General features: G+C 58.6%; 19 protein-coding genes. 3 read left to right on the top strand and 16 right to left on the bottom strand.

Annotated features, from left to right (window positions below; translation table 11 throughout):
• Nucleotides 1–69: 69 nt before the first annotated feature.
• The 16 genes from JOE29_RS11710 to JOE29_RS11785 all read right to left on the bottom strand — a co-directional run bounded on the left by JOE29_RS11710 (nt 70) and on the right by JOE29_RS11785 (nt 19,990).
• Entirely contained in the window at nt 70–714 is a 645-nt protein-coding gene (locus JOE29_RS11710; RefSeq protein WP_210080010.1) for an RraA family protein, read from the bottom strand.
• Nucleotides 705–1,484 (bottom strand): IucA/IucC family C-terminal-domain containing protein, encoded by a 780-nt coding sequence (locus tag JOE29_RS11715; protein WP_044312788.1) that lies wholly within the window; start codon nt 1,482–1,484, stop codon nt 705–707. The genes JOE29_RS11710 and JOE29_RS11715 overlap by 10 nt, the downstream gene beginning before the upstream one ends.
• The gene (locus JOE29_RS11720; RefSeq protein WP_003318733.1) at nt 1,481–2,272 is read right to left on the bottom strand and encodes an ABC transporter ATP-binding protein; all 792 of its coding nucleotides are present in this window, start codon (nt 2,270–2,272) and stop codon (nt 1,481–1,483) included. Before JOE29_RS11720 ends, JOE29_RS11715 begins: the two co-directional genes overlap by 4 nt.
• A 10-nt stretch (nt 2,273–2,282) precedes the next feature.
• Nucleotides 2,283–3,314 carry an iron ABC transporter permease gene (locus tag JOE29_RS11725; RefSeq protein ID WP_210079534.1) on the bottom strand — a complete coding sequence of 344 codons (1,032 nt, stop codon included), beginning with the start codon at nt 3,312–3,314 and terminating at the stop codon, nt 2,283–2,285.
• Nucleotides 3,307–4,296 carry an iron ABC transporter permease gene (locus tag JOE29_RS11730; protein WP_003420543.1) on the bottom strand — a complete coding sequence of 330 codons (990 nt, stop codon included), beginning with the start codon at nt 4,294–4,296 and terminating at the stop codon, nt 3,307–3,309. Before JOE29_RS11730 ends, JOE29_RS11725 begins: the two co-directional genes overlap by 8 nt.
• Entirely contained in the window at nt 4,293–5,198 is a 906-nt protein-coding gene (locus JOE29_RS11735; RefSeq protein ID WP_210079535.1) for an iron-siderophore ABC transporter substrate-binding protein, read from the bottom strand. The genes JOE29_RS11730 and JOE29_RS11735 overlap by 4 nt, the downstream gene beginning before the upstream one ends.
• Nucleotides 5,188–7,071: an IucA/IucC family protein gene (locus tag JOE29_RS11740; protein WP_210079536.1), complete on the bottom strand. Its 1,884-nt coding sequence runs from the start codon at nt 7,069–7,071 to the stop codon at nt 5,188–5,190. Before JOE29_RS11740 ends, JOE29_RS11735 begins: the two co-directional genes overlap by 11 nt.
• Nucleotides 7,072–7,074: 3 nt before the next feature.
• Nucleotides 7,075–7,848 (bottom strand): aldolase/citrate lyase family protein, encoded by a 774-nt coding sequence (locus tag JOE29_RS11745; protein WP_003318726.1) that lies wholly within the window; start codon nt 7,846–7,848, stop codon nt 7,075–7,077.
• Entirely contained in the window at nt 7,848–9,707 is a 1,860-nt protein-coding gene (locus tag JOE29_RS11750) for an IucA/IucC family protein (protein WP_210079537.1), read from the bottom strand. Before JOE29_RS11750 ends, JOE29_RS11745 begins: the two co-directional genes overlap by 1 nt.
• A gap of 21 nt (nt 9,708–9,728) precedes the next feature.
• Complete coding sequence (locus tag JOE29_RS11755) at nt 9,729–11,135, bottom strand: DHA2 family efflux MFS transporter permease subunit (protein ID WP_096115571.1); 1,407 nt, start codon at nt 11,133–11,135, stop codon at nt 9,729–9,731.
• Nucleotides 11,132–12,340, bottom strand: coding sequence for a type III PLP-dependent enzyme (locus JOE29_RS11760; protein WP_044312795.1), 1,209 nt, complete (start codon nt 12,338–12,340; stop codon nt 11,132–11,134). The genes JOE29_RS11755 and JOE29_RS11760 overlap by 4 nt, the downstream gene beginning before the upstream one ends.
• A complete protein-coding gene (locus tag JOE29_RS11765) occupies nt 12,333–14,117 on the bottom strand; it encodes an IucA/IucC family protein (RefSeq protein WP_058446193.1) in 1,785 nt (594 codons plus the stop codon). The genes JOE29_RS11760 and JOE29_RS11765 overlap by 8 nt, the downstream gene beginning before the upstream one ends.
• A gap of 197 nt (nt 14,118–14,314) precedes the next feature.
• Nucleotides 14,315–15,691, bottom strand: coding sequence for a diaminobutyrate--2-oxoglutarate transaminase (locus JOE29_RS11770; protein ID WP_016568145.1), 1,377 nt, complete (start codon nt 15,689–15,691; stop codon nt 14,315–14,317).
• A 349-nt stretch (nt 15,692–16,040) separates the two neighbouring features.
• Nucleotides 16,041–18,449, bottom strand: a complete 2,409-nt coding sequence (locus JOE29_RS11775; RefSeq protein WP_057406164.1) for a TonB-dependent receptor — start codon at nt 18,447–18,449, stop codon at nt 16,041–16,043.
• A gap of 69 nt (nt 18,450–18,518) precedes the next feature.
• Complete coding sequence (locus tag JOE29_RS11780; RefSeq protein ID WP_210080011.1) at nt 18,519–19,484, bottom strand: FecR family protein; 966 nt, start codon at nt 19,482–19,484, stop codon at nt 18,519–18,521.
• Nucleotides 19,481–19,990 (bottom strand): sigma-70 family RNA polymerase sigma factor, encoded by a 510-nt coding sequence (locus tag JOE29_RS11785; protein WP_003318943.1) that lies wholly within the window; start codon nt 19,988–19,990, stop codon nt 19,481–19,483. Before JOE29_RS11785 ends, JOE29_RS11780 begins: the two co-directional genes overlap by 4 nt.
• Before the next feature lie 955 nt (nt 19,991–20,945).
• On the opposite strand from JOE29_RS11785, the gene JOE29_RS11790 reads away from it, so the two are divergent.
• Genes JOE29_RS11790 through JOE29_RS11800 form a run of 3 tightly spaced genes read left to right on the top strand, consistent with a single transcriptional unit; the run spans nt 20,946 to nt 23,765 of the window.
• Nucleotides 20,946–22,166, top strand: a complete 1,221-nt coding sequence (locus JOE29_RS11790) for a dTDP-4-dehydrorhamnose 3,5-epimerase family protein (protein ID WP_210079538.1) — start codon at nt 20,946–20,948, stop codon at nt 22,164–22,166.
• A 47-nt stretch (nt 22,167–22,213) separates the two neighbouring features.
• Nucleotides 22,214–22,489, top strand: a complete 276-nt coding sequence (locus tag JOE29_RS11795) for a hypothetical protein (RefSeq protein ID WP_010412379.1) — start codon at nt 22,214–22,216, stop codon at nt 22,487–22,489.
• Between the two features lie 22 nt (nt 22,490–22,511).
• Entirely contained in the window at nt 22,512–23,765 is a 1,254-nt protein-coding gene (locus JOE29_RS11800; protein ID WP_024661777.1) for an MFS transporter, read from the top strand.
• The last annotated feature ends 16 nt before the right edge of the window (nt 23,766–23,781 follow it).

Consider the following 23,781-nt stretch of genomic DNA (forward strand, 5'->3'; position numbering starts at 1 on the left):
AATACATAAAAGACGCGCCTATTGTCTAATTGTGGATATAGGATCCAAATATTAAACATCGTGTCAATGTTAACTTCCGATTTCCGGCTGGCGCCCATTCAGTCTGTCGATAAGTTCTTCCCTTCTTTTTCGGTCCGCACTCTCCTTGCCCAGCAACTCGGGTAACAGTTCGTTCGCCTGTTGCGGACTCAGGATAAATACGCCGTCATCATCCCCGACTGCAATGTCCCCTGGCCTCACCTCCACGCCGCCTATATGGATCAGTCCATTGAGCTCGCCGCTTTCCCCGAGACTGCGCGTTGTCATTGCGCTGACTCCCCGGCTGAACACGGGAAGACGATGTTCGCGCAAGGCGGCAACGTCGGTGACTGCGCTCGAGACGATGACGCCGGCAAGCCCCTTGATGAGCCCGGCCAGGGTGCGCAGTTCGCCCCAGCAGGCGCAATGCTCGTCGCCGACACATTCGATCACCAGTACATCGCCTGGCAGGCTGTTCAGCAGTGCATCGCGCAAAATGCTGCCGTCGGGCAGTTGCAGTTTGACCGTGACAACGTTGCCAACCAGTCTGGCCCCCTCGAACAGCGGTCTGATCCCGCGCAGGTAACCCGCGTCGGTCAGGTGGCCGATGGTTGACGCGGCAATGTCACGGTATTGCTCTATGACGGCGTCGCTGAGTTGTTGCTGGCGGTGTGCAATCTGCTTGTTCATCGACATTTTTTGGGCCTCAGTAACGGACAGGTCGAGCAATACTCGACGGGGTTGCTGGCGTCGTAATAGAAGCAGCAGGTGCGCCGAAAACGGATGCTTTTGCCTTCGGCTTCCAGCACAACCGGCGGACGGCGGAAGTGTTTGAGCGGGTTGTAGGTCAGGCCGAACAGCGTGGGATCGGCCTGGTGCAGCAGCCAGTCGAAATCGGCTTCACAGCGCTGCCGGATCGCCGGGTCTTCAACCTTGTCCATGCGCTTGTCGTACAGCGAATACACGCGTACTGCGGTGTTTTCCCACAGAATGCGTCGGGAAATGCCAGTGACACGGTTGAAGGTTTCCCACAGCGGCTGAAGCAGGTCGCGGAACAAAGTGGTGGCGATCTGATCACGCCATGCTTCGCGAGCATCCGGCTCATAACCCACTGGCGTTGTATCGAGCAAAGGCATTGACGAGGTCCAAAGGCCATCATCATGCGAGTATTCGATCACGCTGTTGTCCAGCGACAGGGTCAGGCCCTTGTCGTAGACCGACATCGCGTACAGGCAGGCACCGGTGCTCAAGAAAGAAATGCGCTTGGCCAGCAGTGATGCGGTGATTGCCTGTGTCGGAGAACCGATCACCGGCCCCAACACGCCAAGCAATTGCTCGCAGACTGCGTCGTCCAGCAGCGCGCGGGCCGATAGTGAGCGCGGATCGTGCTCACCTGCCGGCCTGAGCCGCAGCGCCTCGGACAGCAACGCCCATTCAGATTCGCTGAACGCCTGCGCCAGACTCATTGCGGCAGTTCCCGGCCAAAGGGGATGCACAGCGGCGTACCAAAGAATGGATCGGCGATGATCCGGCAGTTGAGGCCGAAGACCTGCTTGACCAGCGCCTCGCTGAGGATATCGGCCGGACGCCCTTGGGCAAAGGCGCTGCGTTCGTGGACGGCAACCATGTGATCGGCGTAACGGCAGGCCAGATTCAGGTCATGCAGGACCATCACGATGGTCTTGCCCTCTTGCCGATTCAGGTCGCGCAACAGGTCCAGCACTTCGATCTGATGAGCCAGATCGAGAAAGGTCGTCGGTTCGTCCAGCAATACAATGTCGGTATCCTGCGCCAGGGTCATGGCGATCCATGCGCGCTGACGCTGGCCGCCTGACAGGGCATCGACGGGTCTGTCGGCCAGGTCCTGCATGCCGGTTTGCGCCAGAGCCCGTGCGACCATGGCTTCATCCTCGGCGGACCATTGCTGCATCCAGTTCTGATACGGATAACGCCCCAGCGCCACCAGTTGCCGCACGCTTATGCCTTCCGGTGCGCTGGGCATCTGCGGCAGAATCGCCAGTTCACGCGCGACGGTCGCAGTGGACTTCTGGTGAATGTCGGCACCGTTGAGCACGACGGTGCCCTGCTGGGGTTTGAGCAGGCGCGCCAAGGATTTTAGCAAGGTGCTTTTGCCGCAACCGTTACTGCCGATCAGCACGGTCACCTGGCCTGCGGGTAACTGCAGATCAAGACTGTCGATGATCACCTGCCGCTGGTAACTCAGGGTCAGGTCGTGGGTTGCGATTGACGCCATCCGTAATTCCTTAGTGCCGCTGGTTGATCAATAGGTACAGAAAAAAAGGTGTGCCCAGCACCGCGACAAAAATCCCTGCGGGCAGATCCAGCGGCAGGAACAGCGTGCGTCCGGCCAGATCGGCAAGCATCACCAGATTGGCACCGATCAACGCCGCCATCAGCGCCTGACCGACGAACCCCGGCGGCATCAGGCGTTTGGCGATATGAGGCGCAATCAGCCCGACAAAGGCAATCGCCCCACCCCAGGCGACCGCCAGCCCGGCCAGCGCGACGCTCACCAGCAGCAACCCCGCGCGCAGCCATTGCACGCGCACGCCGATGCCCTGGGCCAGCGCGTCATCCAGTTGCTGCATGCGCACCTGACGGGCGAGCAGCGCCAGCAGCGGCAACGTCAACAATAGCCAGCCGGCCAGTGCGCGGGGCTCCGGCCAACTGGCACCATACACGCTCCCGGTCAGCCAGACATAAGCCGACAAGGTGGTGGTCAACGGGCTGAACACCAGAATGAACGTGGTCACCGCAGCCAGCAGAGCCGACACCCCTACCCCGATCAACACCATGCGCAAGGGTGAAGCGCCCTGGTTCCAGGCCAGCAGATAAATGACCAGTGCCGCGAGGCCTGCGCCAGAGATCGCCGCCAGGGGTAGAAACTGCGCACCCAGTGCAGCCGAGAAGAATGACAGATACAACACGGCTGCGGCGCTGGCACCGCTGGTGATGCCTAACAGATCCGGTGAGGCCAGCGGGTTGCGAATGATGCTTTGCAGGATCAGTCCGGACACCGCCAGGGCCGCGCCGACCAGGGCGGCCAGGGCCAGCCGGGGCATGCGCAGTTGTTCGACGATGAAGACCAGGCTGGCATCCGCCTGACCGGTAAAAACACTCAGCAGGGTCGCTGGCGTCAGGTTGATCTTGCCCAAGGCCAGCGAGCTCAGTGCGACCAGCAGCGTCAGCGCCAGGCCCGTCAGCAAGCGCGTCAATGCTGTCAGGCTGAACTGCCGGGAAAAGCTCCTGAAGCGCACGGTGAAATGCTTATCCATAGCGTGCGCCCCGCCGAACCAATGCAATGAAGAACGGCGCACCGAACAGCGCAGTCATCACACCCACCGGGACTTCTTGAGGGACAATCACGACGCGCGCCAGCGTGTCGGCCAGCAACAACAGCGTCGCGCCCAGCACTGCGCAGCCGGGCAGCAGCCAGCGATGGTCGATGGACAGCGTCTTGCGCACCATGTGTGGCACCAGCAGACCGATGAAGCCGATACTGCCCGCCAGCGCCACGGCGCTGCCTGCCAGAGCAATGATCACCACGCTCATCATCAGGCGAATCAGCCCCGTACGCTGGCCCAGCGCCGTCGCGATGGCTTCCCCGGTGTTGAGCACGTTGACCTGCCCTGCCAGCACCAGCGCGCCGACAAGCCCCATGACCACGCAGACGAGCAACGGCGCTGCGGTGCTCAGTTCGCGCTCCGACAACGAGCCGGCCAGCCAGAACAGCACGGTGTCCAGACCGTCCTGATTGACCACCAGCAAGGCCTGACTGAATGCAGTAAACAAGGCAGTGATCGCTGCGCCGGCCAACACGATGCGCAATGGATTGAGGCTGCCCTGCCCCCGGTTGCCGATGACCCAGACAATCGTGCCCGCCACCGCAGCGCCGATGAACGCGCACCACAGCCATTGGCTCATGGACGACAGTGCAAGCAGCGACGAACAGGCGATGATGGCAAACGTCGCGCCGGCATTGATGCCGAACAGGCCAGGCGACGCCAGCGGATTGCGCGTCAGCGCCTGCATCAGCGCCCCGGCAACCGCCAGACTAGAGCCCACTGCGACGGCCATCAGGGTGCGTGTCAGCCGTGTGTCGAGCAGCACGTGCTCGATAGCGCTCAGCGCATCAGCCTGCCAGACGCTTCGCACAATGGCAGCGGGCGATATCCAGGTGGCCCCGGTGGCCAGACTCAATCCCATGCACGCTACCAGTATCAACAGCCCCAGGCCCAGTTTTACCGCAGCCGTCATGAGGCGCTATCCGCCAGGGCCACGCGGGCGATCTCATCGAGCATGCGATTGGCGCCCAGAATGCCGCCGGACAAACTCCAGGCCACGGCATCAACGCGCCATACCTGGTGGTCCCGTATTGCATGCAACTGTTGCCAGAACGGGTTCTGTACCAGCTTGTCGTAGGTGTGCTGCGCGGCGTTGCTGTCCGCGCGCTGAAAGACGAAGAACAGGTCGGCATCGACCACAGGCAAACTCTCTTTACTGCTGAGTTTAAGGGACACGCCCGTGGCTTCGCGGGCCGCGGACGTCCAGGCAAAGCCCAGTTCACTGAGCACCGAGCCGGCAAAGCTGGCGGGCAGATAGCTACGGATATGGTCTTCGCGAATGTCGAGCACCGACACGGTGATTGGCCAGCGTCCGGCGAACTTCGCCTGCAACTGGCCACGCAGCGCTGCCACACGCTGTTGCCATTGCCCGAGCAGGTCCATGGCCAACTGTTGACGTTGCAGGGCCGCGCCCATCATTGCCAGGGTGCGCTTGAACTCGAACACCTCTTCGAGCATCAGCACCGTGCCGATCTGCTCCAGCAACGGCGCGATGCGTTGATGGCGAAAGCGTGAGGCGACGATCAGGTCCGGCTTGAGCAGCACGATATCTTCCAGGCTCGGCTGGGTTTCCAGGCCCACATGCGGTACCGCCGCCAGCGCCGGGCGCAGGTAGCGATACATTGGTTTTTCGCTCCATGAATCCACCACGCCGCAAGGCGTTACGCCAAGGGCCACGGCAGTGTCGGACGCCCCCTGAAACAGGGTGATAACGCGTAGCGGCGCTGCCCGGGCAATGCCAGGCAGCGCCAGTAACCCCAGCGAAAGGCGCAACACTGTGCGCCGCGAAGGATGCAGGGTTCGGTCAGGTTGCACGGCGCAACCTGTGGAACGGGTTGACCACTTCACCCTTGCCGAACGGCATGCTGCCCGGACCGCCCGCGCGCTCGATCATAGGCGTCAGCAGAAGTTTCTGCGGCCAGTTGGGGGCTTCGAACAGTTGTTGCCTGATCATGCCACGCGCCTCGTCGTCAAATTCGATGGTTGTGATCAGATTATCCAGAACATCGCGCAATACGGTCCACAGCGCAGTGACCGGTACGTCATACACTTGCGCCAGAGTATCCATGATTGCCCGCACGTTTACCTGAATACCCAGCGTCTGCAGCCAGAACAGCAAGTCCTCGGGACGGTCATGATAAAGCGTATTGGCATGCCCTTTCTTGATTCGATACTCCGGGTCGTGCATGCCGTTGCGCTCCAGCCAGGGCACGAAAATACGCAACGAGTCGTGGTCACGCAACAGCAGCCCTTGCGCCTGACCGGCTTTCCAGACCATGACCGCGTTCTGACCATGCACTTCGCCGAGCATTCCCAAGCGGAACATGCGCAGGTTGATGTCGAAGAAACTGTGGCTCAGTTCGCGAAACAGTGTCAGTACCGAAGCCTGATTGCGCGGCAGTTCGCGATAGTCCATCCACTCATCGAAGAAATGCCGATTGCTCCCCGGTAGCGGTGTACCCAGTGCCGCCATGGGCAGCAGGCGGCACTCCGGATCATCGAGCAACGCGGCCGGATAGCCGCGCACCATGGCCGAAAGATGCCGAGGTCCTTCGTCGAACAGCGTGGCTTGTGGCGGCATGAATGCCCACCATTTGCGTTCGTCGCACAGGTGCAGCGAACGGCTCAGGGTTTCATCCTTGTCGACCACCTGACGCAGCAGTTTCTCACTTAGCCCGCCGTTGATCATTTTGACCGCTGGCAGATAGCGCGAAGCGCCGAGCGAATAAATCGCCATGGGCAGCTTCAGGTAGTCAGCGCTGTTGAAGCACGGTGTCATCGAACGCAGCGACGACGTGGCATGCACCTGCGCCTGATTGAAATCAAGCCGCTGGCAATCGCCCTTGGCGAACGCATCGCCCAGCTGGACCTGCAAGACATGCTCGAACTGCCACGGGTGAACCGGCAGCGCAACATGGCTGCCGGCAATGCCACGCGCCTGCATCTCCTGGTCAAGCTCTGCTTGCAGGTTCTCGGGCAGCAGATAGCGTGCCGGAAAGGATGCATTCAAGTCCTCCACACCGTCGCCGCATTGCAGCAAGGTCTTGTCGACGGCCACCCAGTTCAGCGCGACCGGACGGGCGAACTCGGCCTGGTACTGTAGGTATTCCTGTTCGTTCAAGCCTTGTTTGGCCTTGGCTAGCGGGTGATAAGGGCGATCACGCAGCGACGCCCACTGCTCCATGGTTCTGAAGAAGGTTGCGCCGTCCTGAGCCATCAGGTTCTGCTCGTCGACCTTGTGGTCCAGCGACAGCGCTGTCTGCCAGACACTGATGCGCAACACCTCGAGAAACAGCGCGATACCCTTTTCGTTGTCCTGACGCTCGCTGTCCTGAAGCAGCGTCGTTTTGCCGGCGAACACCCACTTCATGAAGTCTTCCGGCGACAACTGCGTCCAGCGCTCGTCCTGTCGGCCCAGTACCGGGGTGCCGGGCACTTTTTCCCATTGCTGGGTGATGCCGGGGCGCAACGCGATGCTGATGAAGCGTTGCTCCGAATCATCGCAGCACCACTCCCAGATTTGCTGCGCGCTGCCCTGCTCTACCAGTTGCGGAGCCTGTGGGTGGCGCAGCTGCCATTGGCTGCTGTCCTGCAGGCGCAATGGCTCGCGACCAAAGAAGTCCTCAGCCAGCAGGCAATCGACCAAATCCTGCATGACCAGGTCAGCGGCGAGTGAAGTGAAGTTCATGGTTTATTTTCCTTCTGCTGAATGTTGAGCCAGGCGGGCCTGAAGCGCGCGAAAGGCAATGCCGCGCTCATCCCCGAGGACAAAGGTGTTGACCCCGCGAGCCTGCCAGCGGGCAGCGTCACCGGGTTGACGAGGGATCGCGCAATAGGCGACGCCCGCCGCGTGGGTGGCTTGCCAGGTCGCAAGCAACGCGTTTTGTACATCTGGTTGATCGATCTGCCAGGGCATGCCCAGTGACTGCGACAGGTCTGCCGCGCCTTCAAGAATCATGTCCAGCCCCGGCACGCTGGCGATCTCGGCGGCACGGCGTACGCCTTCGGCGCTTTCGATCATCGCCACCACCATGATCTGTTGATTGGCGGCCTCCACGTACTGCGCCAGGCTGTGCTTGCCGAACGAGCCGGGACGTCCGGCATTGAGGCTGCGACGACCCAGCGGGTGGTATTTGCAGGCGGCAATCGCATCCGCCAGTTGCTCGGGGCTCTCTATCATCGGCAAGACAATGCCCTGCGCGCCGCCATCGAGCAGGCGCAGCAGGGTTTTCGGGTTGAGATCGGCGACCCGCACCAGTGGTGTGAGGTCGTAGCTCTCTGCCACACGGATCATGTTTTCCACGGTTTCCGGGTTGATCAGGACGTGTTCCATGTCGATGATCACGAAGTCGAACCCGGCCTCGGCGATCAACTCGATGGCGGCCGGGGCCGGGATCGAACTGATCACCCCGTGTGCAGGCTGTCCGTCGGCAATTCTGCTTTTGAGCGTATTGGTCCTCAGCATCATTGCGGCCTGTAGGTGTGCAGTGGGTTAGGCACCGAGCGGAAGCGCCGCTCGCCATCCCCCAGCAGGCGGCGCTTGGTCAGTTCTTCCACTTCGTACGAGGGCGCAAACACGTCAAACAGCCCGAAACGGTCGCGATGCTGCGGGTGAGCACGCTGATAGTCGAGAATGACGTCGGCGGTCATCTGCCAGAACAGCGCTTCGTCCAACTGGTATTGCTGACGCAGGAAAATCGCCATTTCAGCCAGGCAGATGAAGAAGAAACAGTCACAGGAGAAGTCACGCACAGCGTTTACGTCATCGGTGATGATGAACGAGTTGCGGTTGAGCTTTGCGTGGCTGGCGGGCAGCGGAACCAGCTCCGGGCACAGTTCGGGACGTCCGAGGTGCGCAGGTGAATAACGCACGCCGTCATGGAAGTCCTTGAGGGCGATGCGCTGCGGCCAGCCCTGCTTGACGATCAGCACGATGTTCTGGCCGTGAGACTCCATGCCGATGCCTTCGGCATAGAGCATGTGAATGATCGGCGGCACCGTGACCTGCAGCAGTTGCCGGGTCCATTCCTTGAGCCCGTACTGGCTGACCCATGCATCTATGAATGGCGTCTGCTGGCCATCACCGTAACGGTTTTCTACATGGCTGAGGCCGTTGAACGGCACCGCCTGCTCGTCGCCCCGGAGGTATTGATGCAGGCTTTCCCGCCAGATGGCACCCAGCGTGCCGTAGGTCTGCGCCGAACGTGATTCCGGCAGATGACGGTAATCAAAGCTCACCCCCGCCACCTCACCGAGAATCACGAAATCCAGCGCTTGAGCGGTGCTGTCGGTTGCGATCAACTGGTGCAGCCAATCAGTGATGATCGGGCCGTTCAACACCGTGTGGCGCGCCAGGATGCGTGTGCTGGAGGTATTGGTCATGCTCATCGCCAGCTTGACGTAAGGGCGCTGTGGCTGACTGGCGTTGGCCAGCGTGCGAATCGACTGCTGAGCCTTGTAGCTATCGGTCGAAGTACCCAGGTAAATCAGCTCGCCGCTGGCCAGTTCCGGGTAGAAGGTCGACACCGTGACGTTATCCCACTGCCACGGATGCACCGGCATCAGTTGATAGTCGTCGATCGACTTGCCCTGCTCGGCCAGTTCTCGGGTTATTTCGTGCCAGCGTTGTATGCCCAGCTCCTGACGAATGAACGCCTGAAAATCCATGCTCCGCGAGTGGCCGACCGAGGCGCTCGATTTCGCCACGGCCAGCCAGACCACCGCGAAAGGCGTGGCAAATTCTGGTCCGTAGTGGCGGTTGTCAGCCAGGGAAAAGCCGATCCGCGACTTGTAACATGGGTGGTAGCTGTGGGCATCCATGAAATGCTGCTCAAGCGCGTCGACATCCAGCTGATGCGCAGGCTTGGCGGGCTGATAACCCTGATTACGGGCCTGCAGGTCCTTGAGCTGGGTCTGCTCGATTTCCTGGATGAAGCGTGTCAGGTGCGGGCTGTCCTTGAACGGGCTGAGCAGCTCGGTCAACGCCAGATGCAGACCCGGCACGCTGCGTTCGCTGGCACTGTCCACCCGCTCAAGGGTAGCGTGATCCAGGCGGATCAGCTCGAAGCTGGTGCTCAGCAGACCGTCACAGCGGTATTCCACCCCGTCGCTGACGGCCACGACAAAACGATGCCGATGATCATCCAGCGGCTCACAGCGGTAAGGCAGCGCCGCCTCGTACAGCAAGGTTTGCAGCAGTTGGCCGATCACGCGGCGTTGTACTTGCTGATAGCGCTCGGCGCTGACGTCGGCCAACCAGGCACCAGTACCCGTCGTTGTCGTTGTCGAAGCGGCGTTACGTTGCAGCGGTAAAGGGGTAGCCATGTTCATACCTCGAACGAAAAATTATCGGGGTTCGACCGCGTCGGGCTGGGCCTCGGCGCGCTCGTCGTTAAGGGGGAAACGCCAGGCACAGGGCAGTGCCATCAGGATCAGCAGGCCGGTGGCGATGAACACCTCACTGATGGCCGAGGGCGTGGCGGCCGGTCCTGCGGTGTTGAGGCGGAACTCCAGCCACAGCGATGCGATGACGATGGCCAGCGACGCGACCAGACGCCGGGAAATGTTGTTCATCGCAGCGCCCTGAGTGACCATCGGCTCGGGCAAGGCATTGAGCCCCGCCGTGGTCACCGGCATGTAGGAGAGCCCGAGGCCGGCGCCACGAATCATCATCAGCACGAACACCACGCCGATCGCGGCATCGGCCTTGAGCATGCCCAGCGCCAGGGTCGAAACGCCGGTCAACAGCAGGCCGACGGCGACGACGGTGCGCGGGCCATGGCGGTCCAGTGCCTTGCCGCCCCACTGGCCGAACAGGCTCGCGAAGCTGGCGGTACACAGCAACGCCAGGCCGGTCCAGATCGGGTTGTAGCCCAGCACGCTCTGCACCAGCAGCGGCAACAGCACCAGACACTCGAACATGCCGACCGATTGCACCACGGCGATGATCACGCTCAGACGATAACCGCGCAGGTTGAACAGGCGCAGATTCAGCAGCGGTGCCTGGCGACTCAACTCGACGCGGACGAACGCCACCAGGCAGGCCACCGCGACCAGCACCATGGCCTGATTGACCGGATCGAGCAGTGCCTGGGCATGGTGCATACGGCTGATGGCGATCATCAGCAAGCCGATGCCCGACGCCACCAGCAGGTAGCCGATCAGGTCGAACGGCTTGCGCTCGGCAGGTTCGGAGTCCGGCAGCACGCCGACGCCCAGCAGCAGTGCCAGCAGGCCGATGGGCACATTCATCAGGAACAGCGAGCGCCAGCTGAACCACTCCAGCATCAGGCTGCCACACAGCGGACCAAGCGCCGGTGCGAGCATCACTGCTGCGCTCCAAAGCCCGGTCACCCTGCCCCGTTCGTGCTTTTCATACACCGAGAAGATGATCGCCAGCGACAAGGGAATCATCAGGCCGCTGGCAATGCCCTGCACCACCCGTGCGGTGATCACCAGCGCGATAGAGTCGGCCAGCGCGCCCAACAGCGAACCGCCAATGAACAGCGCCACACCCCACAGGTACAAGCGTTTGCGTCCGATGCGCTGACTGAGGAAACTGGTCAGCGGCATGGTCATGCCCATGCTGGTCATGAATCCGGCGACAATCCAGGTGGCCAGCAGCGGGCCGATCCTGAACGCCTCCATGAAGGTCGGCAGCGCCGGGTTGAGCGAGCTGTTGCTCAGGCTGACCGTCAGCGTACCGAGCAGCACGTTGAACACCACCCAGCGGCGTGGGACGTTGAAACTCATTGGCGAACCCGTTCACCGTTGCGCACGAAGTGCTGTGACGGTCTTGGATGGCAGAGAAAGTCGGCGTGGGAAATGTTGTAGCCATACGCCCCCGCCAAAGGCAGGACCAGCAGATCACCAATGTTCACGCCTTTGAGTGGCTGGCGACGGCTCAGTACGTCCTTGGGCGTGCACAGCTGCCCGACAATGGTGTAAGCCTGCTCTGACGAATCAGTGCTCTGCGGCGCAGTCGGCAGGTGGATAACCGGATGGTCATGGCTTTGCGCGACCGGCAGGCGAAACTGGTGAGTACCGCCGCGGCAGACCAGAAAATGCTCGCCGTGGCTGGTTTTGCTGTCCAGCACCTCAATGGCGTAATAACCACAGTAGGCGCTGATGAAGCGTCCCGGCTCAAAGCGCAGGATCGGCGCATCGTGCTGCTCGCCCAGGCGTTTTTCCAGATAACGGCACAGCCGCTGCCAGTCGAATTGCTGACTGTTGAGGTAATCGACGCCAATGCCACCGCCAACGTTGAAATGGGTGAGCTGGCCTGGGTCGCGGGCCAGAGCCTTCCATTCTTGCCAGCGCTGCAGGTAGAAATCGAGCAACTGCTCATGACGTTCAACCGACATCTGATGCGACATGGCGTGTACGTGGAAGCCCTTGAGCATCAGGTGACTGGCGTTGTCCACGCGTCTGACCGCCTCGGCCAGGTCGGCTTCGTCAATGCCGAACGGTGTCGCGGTCCCGGCCATCGCCAGCCTGCTCGACTGCGCAGCGGGCAGTTGCGGGTTGATGCGCAGGAATACCGGCTGCACGCGCCCCGCTTGTTCGGCGAGCTGCTGCAGACGCGCGATTTCGTTGAGGCTCTCCAGGTGGATAGCTTCAACCTTGTTCAGCAACGCCGAGCGCAGATCGGAATCGAGTTTGCCTGGGCCCGAGAACACGTAGGGCTTGCGTGTCGGACAGGCCATCACTCGCTCGATCTCGCCCCCAGAGGAAATTTCAAAGCCACTGACCAGCGGGGCGATGGTTTCCAGCATCAGCGCTTCGCTGTTGGCCTTGATCGCGTAATACAGCTCGACACCTGCAGGCAGCGCCGCCATGACTTCACTGACATGCTGCTGCAGCGCGTCCAGATCGTAGACAAAGGCCGCCAGCGGATCGGTTTCCAGCGCCCGAGCCTCTTTGATGGCCGCCAGTACGGTTTCCGGCACCTTATGCATAACGTGCCTCCTTGGCCCACGGCGACGCAAGACGCACATAGTTGGCTTCGCGGTCAGCCTTGGCGGCAAGCCGGACCTTGAGGTTCGTCTTGCAGGCAATCGACTGGCCAGCGATCAGCGCGTCCAGCTCGGGTGCAGGCAGCATCAGTTCGTCACGAATACGCTGCAATTGTCGCTCGACGCGCTGCCACATCAGTGGTGCCAGGTGCGGGCGCTCCCAGCTCAAGGCCAGTACCGCCTCGGACAGGTTGTTGATCAGCAGGCAATAGGTAATGCGGTTCCAGCCCTGTTCGCGGCTGTAGAGCAACGACTGGCGAATTCTCGGGTGCAGCCCCACCTGAATCGCCTTGATGCCCAGCTCTTCGGTGAGCTTGACGCCTTCGAAGTCGCGCAACAGCAGCTGTTGCGGGCGTCCGTTATCGTGAATCAGCACTGCATTCTGCAAATGCGGCTCCATCACGATGCCATGATTGAAGAACAACGCCATGACCGGGCTCAGCAGCAAGGCCTGGTACTCATCGAACCAGTCCAGCAGATGCTGGTCCTCAAGCTCCCCACCATTGAAACGCTCGAGGAAGTCGTGCACCAACGGGCGTGAACGCAGATCACGGGCAAACAGTGTGCCCGCCATCACGCTGCAATCGGCGCCGGAGCGGCGACAGAAGTTTTCTCGCAGAATGGCGCCGGTCTGCTCGCGGAACCAGTGACCATCCGCCTCGCTCACGCCTTTGGGAGCCCAGCTCATCGAACCGGGTTCGGCGACTGTAGACAGCCCGCCGAGGGTTTCCGGGCGGGTTTGCTGCAGGCGCTGGAACAGTTCGTCGATGATCAGTGTGCTTTCCAGCTCATACCACGCGTTTTTCCTCACGCAATTGGTGATGCGCACATTCAGCGAGCCCTTGATGAAGTAGTCGTGCCCCTCGATGTACCAGGTGCGCATCGACGCCGTTGGGCTGGCCAACAGGCCACTGGCGCCCATATCCGAGATATCCCCCAGTTCGAGCAGACGTTGCACGCGACGGTCCTGCATGAACAATTGCGCCTGTACCGGATGCATGCAGATCAGCGCGTGCCCGGGTCGGGCCCGCGACTGGTCAGCGAACCCGGACATCACCTCTGAATCGCTCAAGCCGTTGGAGGTGATTCGCAGCCCTTCCAGCGGCACTTCGAACAGATGCAGCGCAGTCTGCGCCTGAAACTCCGGGGCGTAGGTTTCCTGCGCCAGATGCTCAGGCCACAGGCGCGCCTTGGGCGCAGGATGGTTGGGATGGCCGAACCACAAACCCTGCTCACTGGCCAGATAGCCGCTGAGTGGCTCCGGGTGTTGACCGGTCATGTTATGGGCAACGATGGCGGCAGTCAGGTGCTGGCTTTGCAGGACCTGATCCAGCAGTTCGTCATTGCTGGCACGGGTCATGTGCTCACAGGCTGTCAACAGTTGTCGGGCGAATTCAGCAAACGCCAGGCAGCGCCAGGTGCTCTGCCCCTGACGTGCGTAGACATCGGAAAGGTAGCGATGGCTGCCCAAATGGTCGCGGCGGTCCACCAGGACAAAGAACTGCTGCTGATTGGGCAGGCTGATGGTGAGCGGAATGCCCTTCCATTGCCCACCATCCACGAAACTGCCCGGCGCTATGCCTTGCATGCCTTCAGGCCAGGTGTAATGCAGGCACTCTTCCGGCAGTGCGAATTCCTTGATCAGGCAATTGAGTAACGCGCGAGTGGTTGCCAACTCGCTCACCATGTTTGATAAGACGGTGCGATCGGTATTAGTCATGTCTGCTCCACAGTCGCCTTTACGCTGACCGTTTAAATGACGTCGCAACAAACGTTGATTTATCGCTTGCGGCACAACAATCGAGCTGTCGAGGTCCGATAAGTTCGCCCAGCCAAACGTTGTGTGCGGGTAGTGTTTCAGTCGTGATGTCAGTGTCACGGATGACTTACTGTTTATCCCTGCTTATCACCTGAGTTTTATTGGCGCAGCTGGGACAGTGCCGCCTTGAGCGCTTGTTCGAAACGCTGGATCACTAATTGGCATTGCTCTTCGGTAATGATCAATGGCGGCAATAAACGAATGACGTTGCCATTGCGACCACCCCGTTCAAGTAACAACCCCTGTTTGAAACAATGCTGTTGAATGGCAACAGCCAGGTCCGGGTCCATCGGCAGGCTGCCGAGGCGGTCCGCCGGTTTGCGCTCGTCCACTATCTCGATGCCCAGCATCAGACCGCGGCCGCGCACATTGCCAATCGCCGGATAGCGTTGTTGCAACAGACCGAGTTGTTCTTTGAGCCAGTCGCCACGTTTTGCGGCCTGGCCAGCGAGGTTCTGTCGTTGCAGCACTTCAAGGGTCGCCAGGCCGGTCGCCATGGCCATCTGGTTGCCACGAAAGGTGCCTGCATGATTGCCTGGAGACCAGGCGTCGAACTCGCGTTTGAAACCCAGCACTGCCAACGGCAGACCGCCGCCGACCGCCTTGGACATGACGATGACGTCGGGTTCGATCTCCGCGTGTTCGAAGGCAAACATCTTGCCGGTGCGGCCAAAGCCAGCCTGCACTTCATCCAGAATCAGCAGAATGCCGTGCTTGCGGGTGACTTCGCGAATCTGCCGCAGCCATGCTGCAGGTGCCGGATTGACACCGCCCTCGCCCTGCACCGCTTCCAGAATCACCGCCGCCGGCAGCGACACACCGCTTTCCACGTCTTCGATGAACTGGGTGAAGTAGTAACTTAGCGCTTCGGTACCGGCCTCGCCGCCAATGCCCAGCGGGCAGCGATATTCATGGGGGTACGGCAGGAACTGCACACCGGGCATCAGATTAGCGACGGCGTTTTTTGGCCCTGTGTTGCCGGTCAGCGCCAGGGCACCGTGGGTCATGCCGTGATAGGCGCCGGAAAAGCTGATGATGTTATGGCGACCGGTGGCGGTCTTGGCCAGCTTGATCGCGGCTTCGACGGCGTCTGCCCCGGATGGACCGCAGAATTGCAGGCAGTAATCACGTCCCTGTCCTGGCAGCAGACTCAGCAGCGTTTCGCTGAAGGCGTCCTTGACCGCAGTGGTCAGATCAAGGGTGTGCATCGGCATGCCCGAGGTCAGAAAGCTGTCGAGACTGGCCATGATGGCTTCGTGATTGTGGCCCAATGCCAATGTTCCGGCGCCGGCCAGGCAGTCCAGATACGTGGTCCCTTCAACATCCGTGACCCACACGCCATGTGCCTTGGCGATCGCCAATGGCAACTTGCGTGGGTAACTCCTTACATTCGATTCAAACTTGCTCTGCCTGTCCAGATAGTTGGCATTGGTTTTCTGCGACGTAGTTGAGTGCAATAAGCCATTATTCAACATCTGTAAGTCCTCACTGGATTTCCGGATGCAAACTATTATCATTTACCTGAAAGTGCAACCCATTGTTGCGAAAAACAAGATGAAATTTAAATGAAGACGATTGCGTGCCTGATAATGAATAAGGCACGCAATTGTACCGACAGGATTAATCGGTACAATTCAATGTGCCACCATTGAACGTATGCACTTATTATTTTGGCAATATAACCAAAGAGCCTGTTTCAATAACAGACTGTTGCATCGCCGTGTTGAGGTTGATTATTTAATACTGCACACAGGTTATCCCTCGATGAGGACTGCCAGTTGTTCGCTATACACGTGAGCCCTTCCCTGGGCGTCACGTATCGACTCAGAAACCGATAGTGGCCGACAACAGATAGGTACGCGGCGTCGACAGGGTCAGCCCCGGCTCGCTGTCGTCCGACGCGCCGGCCGAGCTCCAGTAGTACTTGTTCATCACGTTCTCGACATTGGCCCGCAGCGTGATGTCCTTCTGATCGACCTTGAAGGCATACCGCGCCCCTACGTCGAAACGCTCCGATGAATCGATGCTCTTGCTGTTCGCCTGATCCAGATACTGCGAACCGGTATAGATACCTCGGCCGGTCAGGGTCAGGCCGTTGACGCCCGGGACGTCCCATTCGGCGCCCAGATTGACGTTGTACTTGGGAGTGGCCGGTGCGCGATTGCCGTCGAATGTGCCGTTGACGGTATTGGTCAGTTCGCTGTCGATGTACATCACCCCGCCCAGCAGACGGAAACCTTTCATTGGCTCACCGAACATGGTCAGCTCGACACCGTCGTTACGGCGCTTGCCGTTCGGGCCGAACACTCGGGAGGTGGTATTGGTATCGTAGGCTGGTTGTTTGATACGGAATACGCTGGCGGTGAAGGCGAATGACCCCAGGTCATACTTGGCGCCGACCTCGACCTGACGACTGACGAACGGCGGGAAGATCTGGTCTTCGTTCACCGAGGTCGACGGTGCGATCTTGCCCTGGCTCAGGCCTTCCATGTAGTTGGCGTACACCGAAAAGTCGTCGGTCACCTTGTACAGAATGCCGCCTGACGGTGAGACCTTCTCCTCGTCGTATGCGGTATCGCCCTTCACGTCATCGGTCCAGTCATCAACCTTGACCCGCTGCCAGCGAGCGCCGAGTGTCAGCAGCAGACGGTCCTCGAAGAAGCCCAACGTGTCGGTCAGCGCCACACCGCTGAAGCGGTTCTCGGTGTAAACCTTGGAGTCGGTACGCGTTGGGTTGGAGGGAGTCGGCGTATCGACAGGGTTGTAGAGATTGCTCGGCGCGGCTGCGTAGCGCGCACCACCGTTTTCAAAGTCCATGTAGAAATAGCTGGCAGCCAGATTGACCTCGTGGCTAACCGGCCCGGTAGTGAACCAGCTGCGTGCACCGGCAGTGGCTGTGCGCACATTTTCGTCGCGGGTGAAATCGCGCGGCTGAACGCTGAAGTCACCTGCGTCGTTAGTGACCGATACCGCATGGCGCAGGAAATCATGGTTACTTTTGCGCGCGCCGACACCGCCGTACAGCATGACCGAGTCGCTGAGGTCATATTCGGCATTCACTGCACCGAAAGTATCCTTGGTGCGCGCCTTGCTCCAGGACTGCGCATAGTTGTCGCGCACATCGTTGGCGTTAGGCACCTTCGCGTTGGCACCGACCTGCACACGTTCCTGCGGCGCATCAGTGTCGCGTTCGGTGTGCCCGATGTCCGTGGACAGACGCAGGCGATCACCGCGGAAATCCAGACCCAGCACGGCCATGTCGCGATCGACGCTCTGGTGATCCCATTCAGTGTCACCGGACTGCTTCACGCCGTTGAAACGGATCCCGAACTTGTCGTCTTCGCCAAAGCGACGGGCTACGTCGACTGCAGCACCCACCTGCCCCTTGGAGGCATAGCTGGTGGTGAGCTCGGTGATCGGCTTATCCGTCGCGCGCTTGGGGACCACGTTGATCCCGCCGCCGACACTGCCTCGCGGTGAAATGCCGTTGATCAACTGGCTTGGCCCCTTGAGGATATCCACTCGTTCGGCCATTTCCATGTCGATCGTGTAAGTGGGCAGGATGCCATACAGACCGTTGTAGGAGACGTCACTGTTGAACAGGCTCAAGCCGCGAATAGTGAACTGCTCGTAACGCCCACCTGCAGGGTTGGTGGCGCGTACCGACGGGTCACTGGCGATCAGATCGCCAAGGGTTCGGGCCTGCTGGTTTTTCACCGCGTCCTTGGTGTAGGTGGTCATGCTGAATGGCGTTTCCATGAAGTCCCGGGAACCCAGCATGCCCTGCGAGCCTTTGCGCGCCACCTGACCGCCCGCGTATTCCTGACCGTCCGTGACTCCGCTGTCACCAACGATCGACGTGGGCGCGAGTTGCAAACCTGCGCTGGCGCTTTCAGGTGCCGGGATCAGCGTGTAAGCCTGCTCCCCGACTGGCATCAACTGCAGGCCGGAACCTTGCAGCAGGCGCGCAAACCCTTCCTCGACCGCGAACTCGCCGGACAACCCCGAACTGTTACGGCCATTCACCAGCGCAGGGTCTACCGACAGATTGACCCCGGCCTGCCCGGCAAAACGGGTGAGCGCGGCGCTCAGGCTGCCGGCCGGTACCTCATAGGCGCGTCTACCCGAGGTGTCGGCCCAACTGGTCGAGATGAACAACGGACTGGAACTCAACGTCAGCAACAGGCTGAAATGCAAAAGCGGACGCAAACGGTAGGAAGACACTGCGGACATAGAGGGAAGCTCTCGTATTTTTTGTGCACTTACCTGGAATGACCAGCGAGACAAAAAAAAGGGACAGCGTTACGCACTATTTTTTGTCGAAATGTTTTTTCGAGGCGCCAGCGTCACCCAGTAACGGGTGCGCATCTGCACCTCCACCGGCAGACTGGCCGCCAGCAAAGACAGTACGCGGTCAGTATTGTCGAGCCTGAAACTGCCGGTCACCCGAAGGTTTTCCAGCGCCGGCTCCCAGCGCAGCAGGCCCGGACGGTAGCGACCCAGCTCGCGCAGGAAATCGCCCAGCGGCTGGTTCTGCGCGCTCAGCACATCGTCGCGCCAGCCAGGCAGCAAGGCGTCGAAGGCACTGACAGCACCGATGCCGCTCTGCTTCAGAGTGACCTGCTGCTGCGCATTCAAGGCCAGCACAGGCCCGTGCAGGGGATAAAGCTGCACCGTGCCACTGACGACCGAAACCCGGCAGTCGCTATTATTGAGACGCACACAGACTTCACTCCGACCGACCACGATGCGGCCATAAGGACCGTTGATGGTCAGCGGCACGCTGCCAGGCACCTTGAGGGCTATTTCGCCCCGCACCAGCGTGATTGCCCGGGCGCCCATATCCACGTTCACCGCACTGTCGGTATTCAGTTGCAAGGTGCTGCCATCGGCCAGCGACAGGCGCTTGTGCTCGCCGACTGCGGTTTGCAGGTCGGCACGCCAGACATCCAGCGGCAATTGACGCCCCAGCAGCCAGACGGTGGGGACCAGCACAACGGCCCCAAGCGCCCTTTTCAGCGTTGCGCGCCTGGCCTTGTCAGGACGATCCAGCGTCGCCATGGCCAGGTTGGCAGGCAGACCGAAAAAACGCTGACGCAGCTGTTGGGCCTTTTGCCAGGCGCGCTCATGGCTGGCGGAGCTGTCACGCCAGTGTTGCAGCATGGCGTGATCTTCATCGCTGGCACCGCCGGACTCGAGAAGCGCCAGCCACTGCGCCGCTTTGCGTACGACCTCGCGTTCTTCGTTCGAAGGTGCCGGGCGAATCACCAGTCCACCAACAGACAATGCTCGTAGGCTTGCGCCATATAGCGTTTGACGGTGCGTTCAGAAACGCTCAGGCGTTCAGCGATTTCCCGATAGCCCAGCCCCTCGAGCTGACTCCAGAGAAACGCCCGGCGCACCACTGCCGACAGGCCATCGAGCAGCTCGTCCAGCGCCTGCAGGGTTTCCAGAAGCAACCAGCGCTGCTCCGGCGACGGCACGCTTTCTTCGGGCAACTGCGCCAGCGCTTCCAGATAAGCCTGTTCAAGGCTGCGGCGAGTGTAGAAATTACTCAGCAGGCGCTTGCCCACGGTCAGCAGGTAGGCACGCGGCTCCTGCATATCGGCGATCTGCTGGGAGCTGGAGAGCACGCGCAGGAACGTATCCTGACTCAGGTCAGCCGCATCCCAGGCATTGCCCATGCGTCTGCGCAGCCAGCTTTCCAGCCAGCCATGATGATCGCGGTACAGGGAATGCAAGGTCTGCTGTGATAGCGTCGCTGCTTGAGTCATGTCAAAAGCCTTGAGCGATGGGATGCGCCAAATGAGACTGATTCTAATTAGTGTTATATCCCGAGTCCACGCTCTTTTTTTCAAAAAGCCCATCGCCGCTGCGTGAAATCGGGGCTGTCAGCCCGCAACACGTTGATCCGCGCTGCATCCGGGCGATTCACCCGGACGACAAATGAGCGCTGAAAAAGCGTCCTGCGTGTCCTGTTTGTACGTTTTCCGAGACAAAGCCTGCCAAGGATTGATCAGCCGTCCATTCAAGCTAGTGCACTCAGCGCCGCGCGATCAAGATATAGGTCTACGCCAAGCTCCGTCGTGAATGCTGACCGGGCGCGTGAAAGTGCCATGTTTGAGTTAACGCCGGGTGATCATAAGCGTCGGCCCACCGGTTAACGCACGGGCATTCTGTTAAAAGACCGCGCCGATTCAACAATTAAAAGTGCGGTCCTCATAATGCAGCGGTTAGGCGAGCTAGAAGCGTCAAGCTATCAGTCAAACACTATCTATAGCTTTTTTTAAATAAATAAAGCTTGGATGTGGTCTTGATGACCTCAACCTCCACCTAAGAGAGAGAGAGTACTTGGGGCGGGCAATCCAGCGACATGTATTAACAAGGGCGCACTGTCTCGGAGCACGCGCAAAAAATGAGTGATACCTAAATAGATTGCTCGTGCTTTTATCGCATGGCCCCTGCGGTAATCCCTGAGTAGACATGATAATTTTCAAAAAACCCTTCTTGCACCACTTTGGTAAGCCAGGCACAAAAACAGAGCGCCCTAGTTCAAAAAAATAATTAAAAAAATATTGACTTCGAATAATTCGCTACTCAATATTTAAGTCGCAAGGTGAGTACTCAACTGATACCCGAAAATGTTCGCGGTCTCTAGCGCTCACGCAGCCAAGGCAGGCAAGCGCTTGAACAATAAAGTTTTCAAGTGCCCAAATATGCGAGGGATCTATGTTCAAAAAAGTTGATGATGGCAGCCTTTCCTTAGGCTTTTCTATTGAAGGCTTACAGTTTGAGCCTAATCTCACATCGTTAGCTAAATCACCCACTAGTTTTTACCATAAGAAGCTTATTTCCAGTCCCGGCCCTCTCATTTCAGACTTTGTAACTCACGAGAAAAATTTTCATTATTCTACTTATGGAATTCACGTCGGACAAGATGACCGACTCACGTTCATGGGAGATCCGATCGTTGAAATTGATGGTTTTTTCGTGGATTGTAGAGAAGGCAGTGCTACGCTTCATCGTATAGTTCGCTTGCGCTTTAAGCCCTCTTTAGAAAGACGATTGGTCATCCCCCGAGGCGTGGCGCATACATTTGATAATCTCGAAAGCATCGTGACACGCGATGAGCCTGTATGGTATGTGGATCACGACAATCCCGCATGGAATCTGGACAATGATCTGGTTTCAGTTCCTCGCTCTTCAGCGCTAGACGAGTTTCCCATCATCAGACCAAACCGGTATATATTGCCTGATGAGGCTCATCTTTTTTTGTCAAAGATATCCCAATCACTTCTTGAAAATCCGAAGTCGTACCTCGCACGTTTTTCCGTGCAAATTGCTGGCGCCAAGAAATTTGTAATGCTTGAGCCCAAGCAATGGGCAAACGATGACCGTTCATTGGCGGCGGTTGTAGAAAAAGCTAAAATCCCAGGTGTTGAAGTCAGGCGCAATCGTTACGCATTGACAGGGGGTAAATCATTTACCCTCGTACCAAACACTAATGCTTGTGTTTCAGATGTTTTGCTGCTCAAGTCAGATTACGCAGAATCCGCTGCTTACCACTGGCATGCACGCACCAGAAAAATATACACCTTCCTAAATAATGAAGGTGCTGAAATCACTCTAAGCTTTATTGACCTGAGAGAGAACTCTGAAACATTTGGACAGATGACAAACCACACCATTATTTCTGATCCCAGGATAAATATAAGAATAGAGCAAGGTATCGCTTACCGTATAACAAGCACCCAAGACATATTGATTCGTTGCGAGCATGAGGTCTTCGTTGACAAGAACGAGCCTAGAACGGACATCCCTATGTTTGGACAGGACCTTGTTCCATTATCAGATACTCTTCCTTACCCGAGAATTTCGCTCCCTACGCTACAGTGCCCGCACAGCGTAGTATACAAGATGGCAAAATTTGAACAGCATAACTTTACCTGATTGGGGTGTGCACACACTTGCTTTTCTCATAACGATGGAGATTCACTATGCAAGAAGTTATCACAACACACAGCATGTCGTGGAAAACCGAACTTGCCGCGTTGGTGGCCTCAGCCAAGGATGAAACGGAATGCGTTGCGCTGGAAGCGTTTCAAAAAGCACTGACTCCTTATTTAGATACACCTGACTCACTTCGAACGTTGCTTGGGAAAATTCAAATGTTGGCGCCCGCTGCTGAAGCGCTTGATTTGAAGAGTAATTTCGCAAGCCTCGATGAATTAAAGAGTGCGATACCTGAACACTTTGAAATCATAGCAGCCTGATGCGTTAACGCAAAAATAACGGATGGACACTGTGCACACCCTTCCCTATTCAAACAAAAAGGTACTCTATATATTTGCTTCGGTGGGCGTGCTGATTGCGCTCTCCGAAGCGGTATACGACTTGGCATTTGCCAACCTGGCCTACACGTTGACGGGCTCAACCCTGTCCGTCATGACGACGTATGCAATAGGTTACAGCGCTGAAATACTGGTCACCCTGCTAGGGGCGGGGTTTATTGATCGATTTGATAAATGGAAGCTGTTCATCGCCACGCAGATCATAAATATCATTGTTTTTACGGTGGCTGTGACGACCCTTTCGACGCCAGGCAGCTCTGTCGAACAGGTATGGTTATTTGCTTTCCTGGTTGACCTCGTACATCAGTACGTCCGGCTTATCATGTTTTCCTTTATTCCTTTCCTCTTTTCAAGGGAGGAGATAATACGGGTCAATGGCTTTCTTGCAATTATCAACGGCGTCGCCAGAGCGGTAGGGCCTGCCATTGGTGCGCTGGTGATTTTCCAGGTCGGCTTGTCCATGGCTCTTACTGCCTCAATCGTCTTCATGATGGGCGCTTTGTTTCTTGCGCTCAGTCTGTGGTCAGTGGCCGCAGGCACGAGTGTTACCCGCCCAGATGTCGAGTCTTCATCATTCAAAGCGCGTTTCCAGGAAAGCGTGACCGGCGCTTCGATGGCAACCGTGAACCTTCTAAGGTCCTCGCAGTGGCGTAATTTCCTTGCCTCTTACTCTACCTGCGTTCTGGTGATAAGCGTGCTGGCGCTCTTATGGATTCCTTTTCTCCGAGATTTCCATGCGTTTTCTCCCGAGCAAACAGGTTATCTTTATGCGCTCGGAACCACTGGCGCAGTGCTGGGAGGATTTACGATGTCGTCTTTCCAGGACAAAAGCCTAATCACCACCATACTGTCCGCCCACGCGTTAATGTTCACCGGTATCGCAATGACCCTGTGGTTCCGAGGAAGTTTCTTATGGGTGGCTGTCGGTATGTTTCTATTCCAGTTTGGTACCACTGTATATTTTCGCAGTACAGCTAGCGCCATTCAGCTTACGTTACCCAAGGAGATCATTGGAAGCTGGTACGGCGCCATTGATTTCATGAGTCGTTTTGCAGGGCTGGTGGGCGTTATTCTGGCTGGTTGGTCATACGATTGGATCGGCGCGTACTGGGTGTATTCCGTGTTGTTGGGGCTCCTTGTCCTAAGCGGACTGGCATGGAAGGCAGGAAATCAGGTCGCCTGGTTGAGCCCTTCCTGAATGAGGCTCCCGGGTT

The sequence above is a fragment of the Pseudomonas sp. PvP009 genome (genome assembly GCF_017832995.1).
Classification (GTDB): domain Bacteria; phylum Pseudomonadota; class Gammaproteobacteria; order Pseudomonadales; family Pseudomonadaceae; genus Aquipseudomonas; species Aquipseudomonas syringae.

Coding starts and splice junctions, on each gene's coding strand:
- JOE29_RS11710 (WP_210080010.1), bottom strand. CDS start 714: ATGTCGATGAACAAGCAGATTGCACACCGCCAGCAACAACTCAGCGAC.
- JOE29_RS11715 (WP_044312788.1), bottom strand. CDS start 1,484: ATGAGTCTGGCGCAGGCGTTCAGCGAATCTGAATGGGCGTTGCTGTCC.
- JOE29_RS11720 (WP_003318733.1), bottom strand. CDS start 2,272: ATGGCGTCAATCGCAACCCACGACCTGACCCTGAGTTACCAGCGGCAG.
- JOE29_RS11725 (WP_210079534.1), bottom strand. CDS start 3,314: ATGGATAAGCATTTCACCGTGCGCTTCAGGAGCTTTTCCCGGCAGTTC.
- JOE29_RS11730 (WP_003420543.1), bottom strand. CDS start 4,296: ATGACGGCTGCGGTAAAACTGGGCCTGGGGCTGTTGATACTGGTAGCG.
- JOE29_RS11740 (WP_210079536.1), bottom strand. CDS start 7,071: ATGAACTTCACTTCACTCGCCGCTGACCTGGTCATGCAGGATTTGGTC.
- JOE29_RS11745 (WP_003318726.1), bottom strand. CDS start 7,848: ATGCTGAGGACCAATACGCTCAAAAGCAGAATTGCCGACGGACAGCCT.
- JOE29_RS11750 (WP_210079537.1), bottom strand. CDS start 9,707: ATGGCTACCCCTTTACCGCTGCAACGTAACGCCGCTTCGACAACGACA.
- JOE29_RS11755 (WP_096115571.1), bottom strand. CDS start 11,135: ATGAGTTTCAACGTCCCACGCCGCTGGGTGGTGTTCAACGTGCTGCTC.
- JOE29_RS11760 (WP_044312795.1), bottom strand. CDS start 12,340: ATGCATAAGGTGCCGGAAACCGTACTGGCGGCCATCAAAGAGGCTCGG.
- JOE29_RS11765 (WP_058446193.1), bottom strand. CDS start 14,117: ATGACTAATACCGATCGCACCGTCTTATCAAACATGGTGAGCGAGTTG.
- JOE29_RS11770 (WP_016568145.1), bottom strand. CDS start 15,691: ATGTTGAATAATGGCTTATTGCACTCAACTACGTCGCAGAAAACCAAT.
- JOE29_RS11775 (WP_057406164.1), bottom strand. CDS start 18,449: ATGTCCGCAGTGTCTTCCTACCGTTTGCGTCCGCTTTTGCATTTCAGC.
- JOE29_RS11785 (WP_003318943.1), bottom strand. CDS start 19,990: ATGACTCAAGCAGCGACGCTATCACAGCAGACCTTGCATTCCCTGTAC.
- JOE29_RS11790 (WP_210079538.1), top strand. CDS start 20,946: ATGTTCAAAAAAGTTGATGATGGCAGCCTTTCCTTAGGCTTTTCTATT.
- JOE29_RS11795 (WP_010412379.1), top strand. CDS start 22,214: ATGCAAGAAGTTATCACAACACACAGCATGTCGTGGAAAACCGAACTT.
- JOE29_RS11800 (WP_024661777.1), top strand. CDS start 22,512: ATGGACACTGTGCACACCCTTCCCTATTCAAACAAAAAGGTACTCTAT.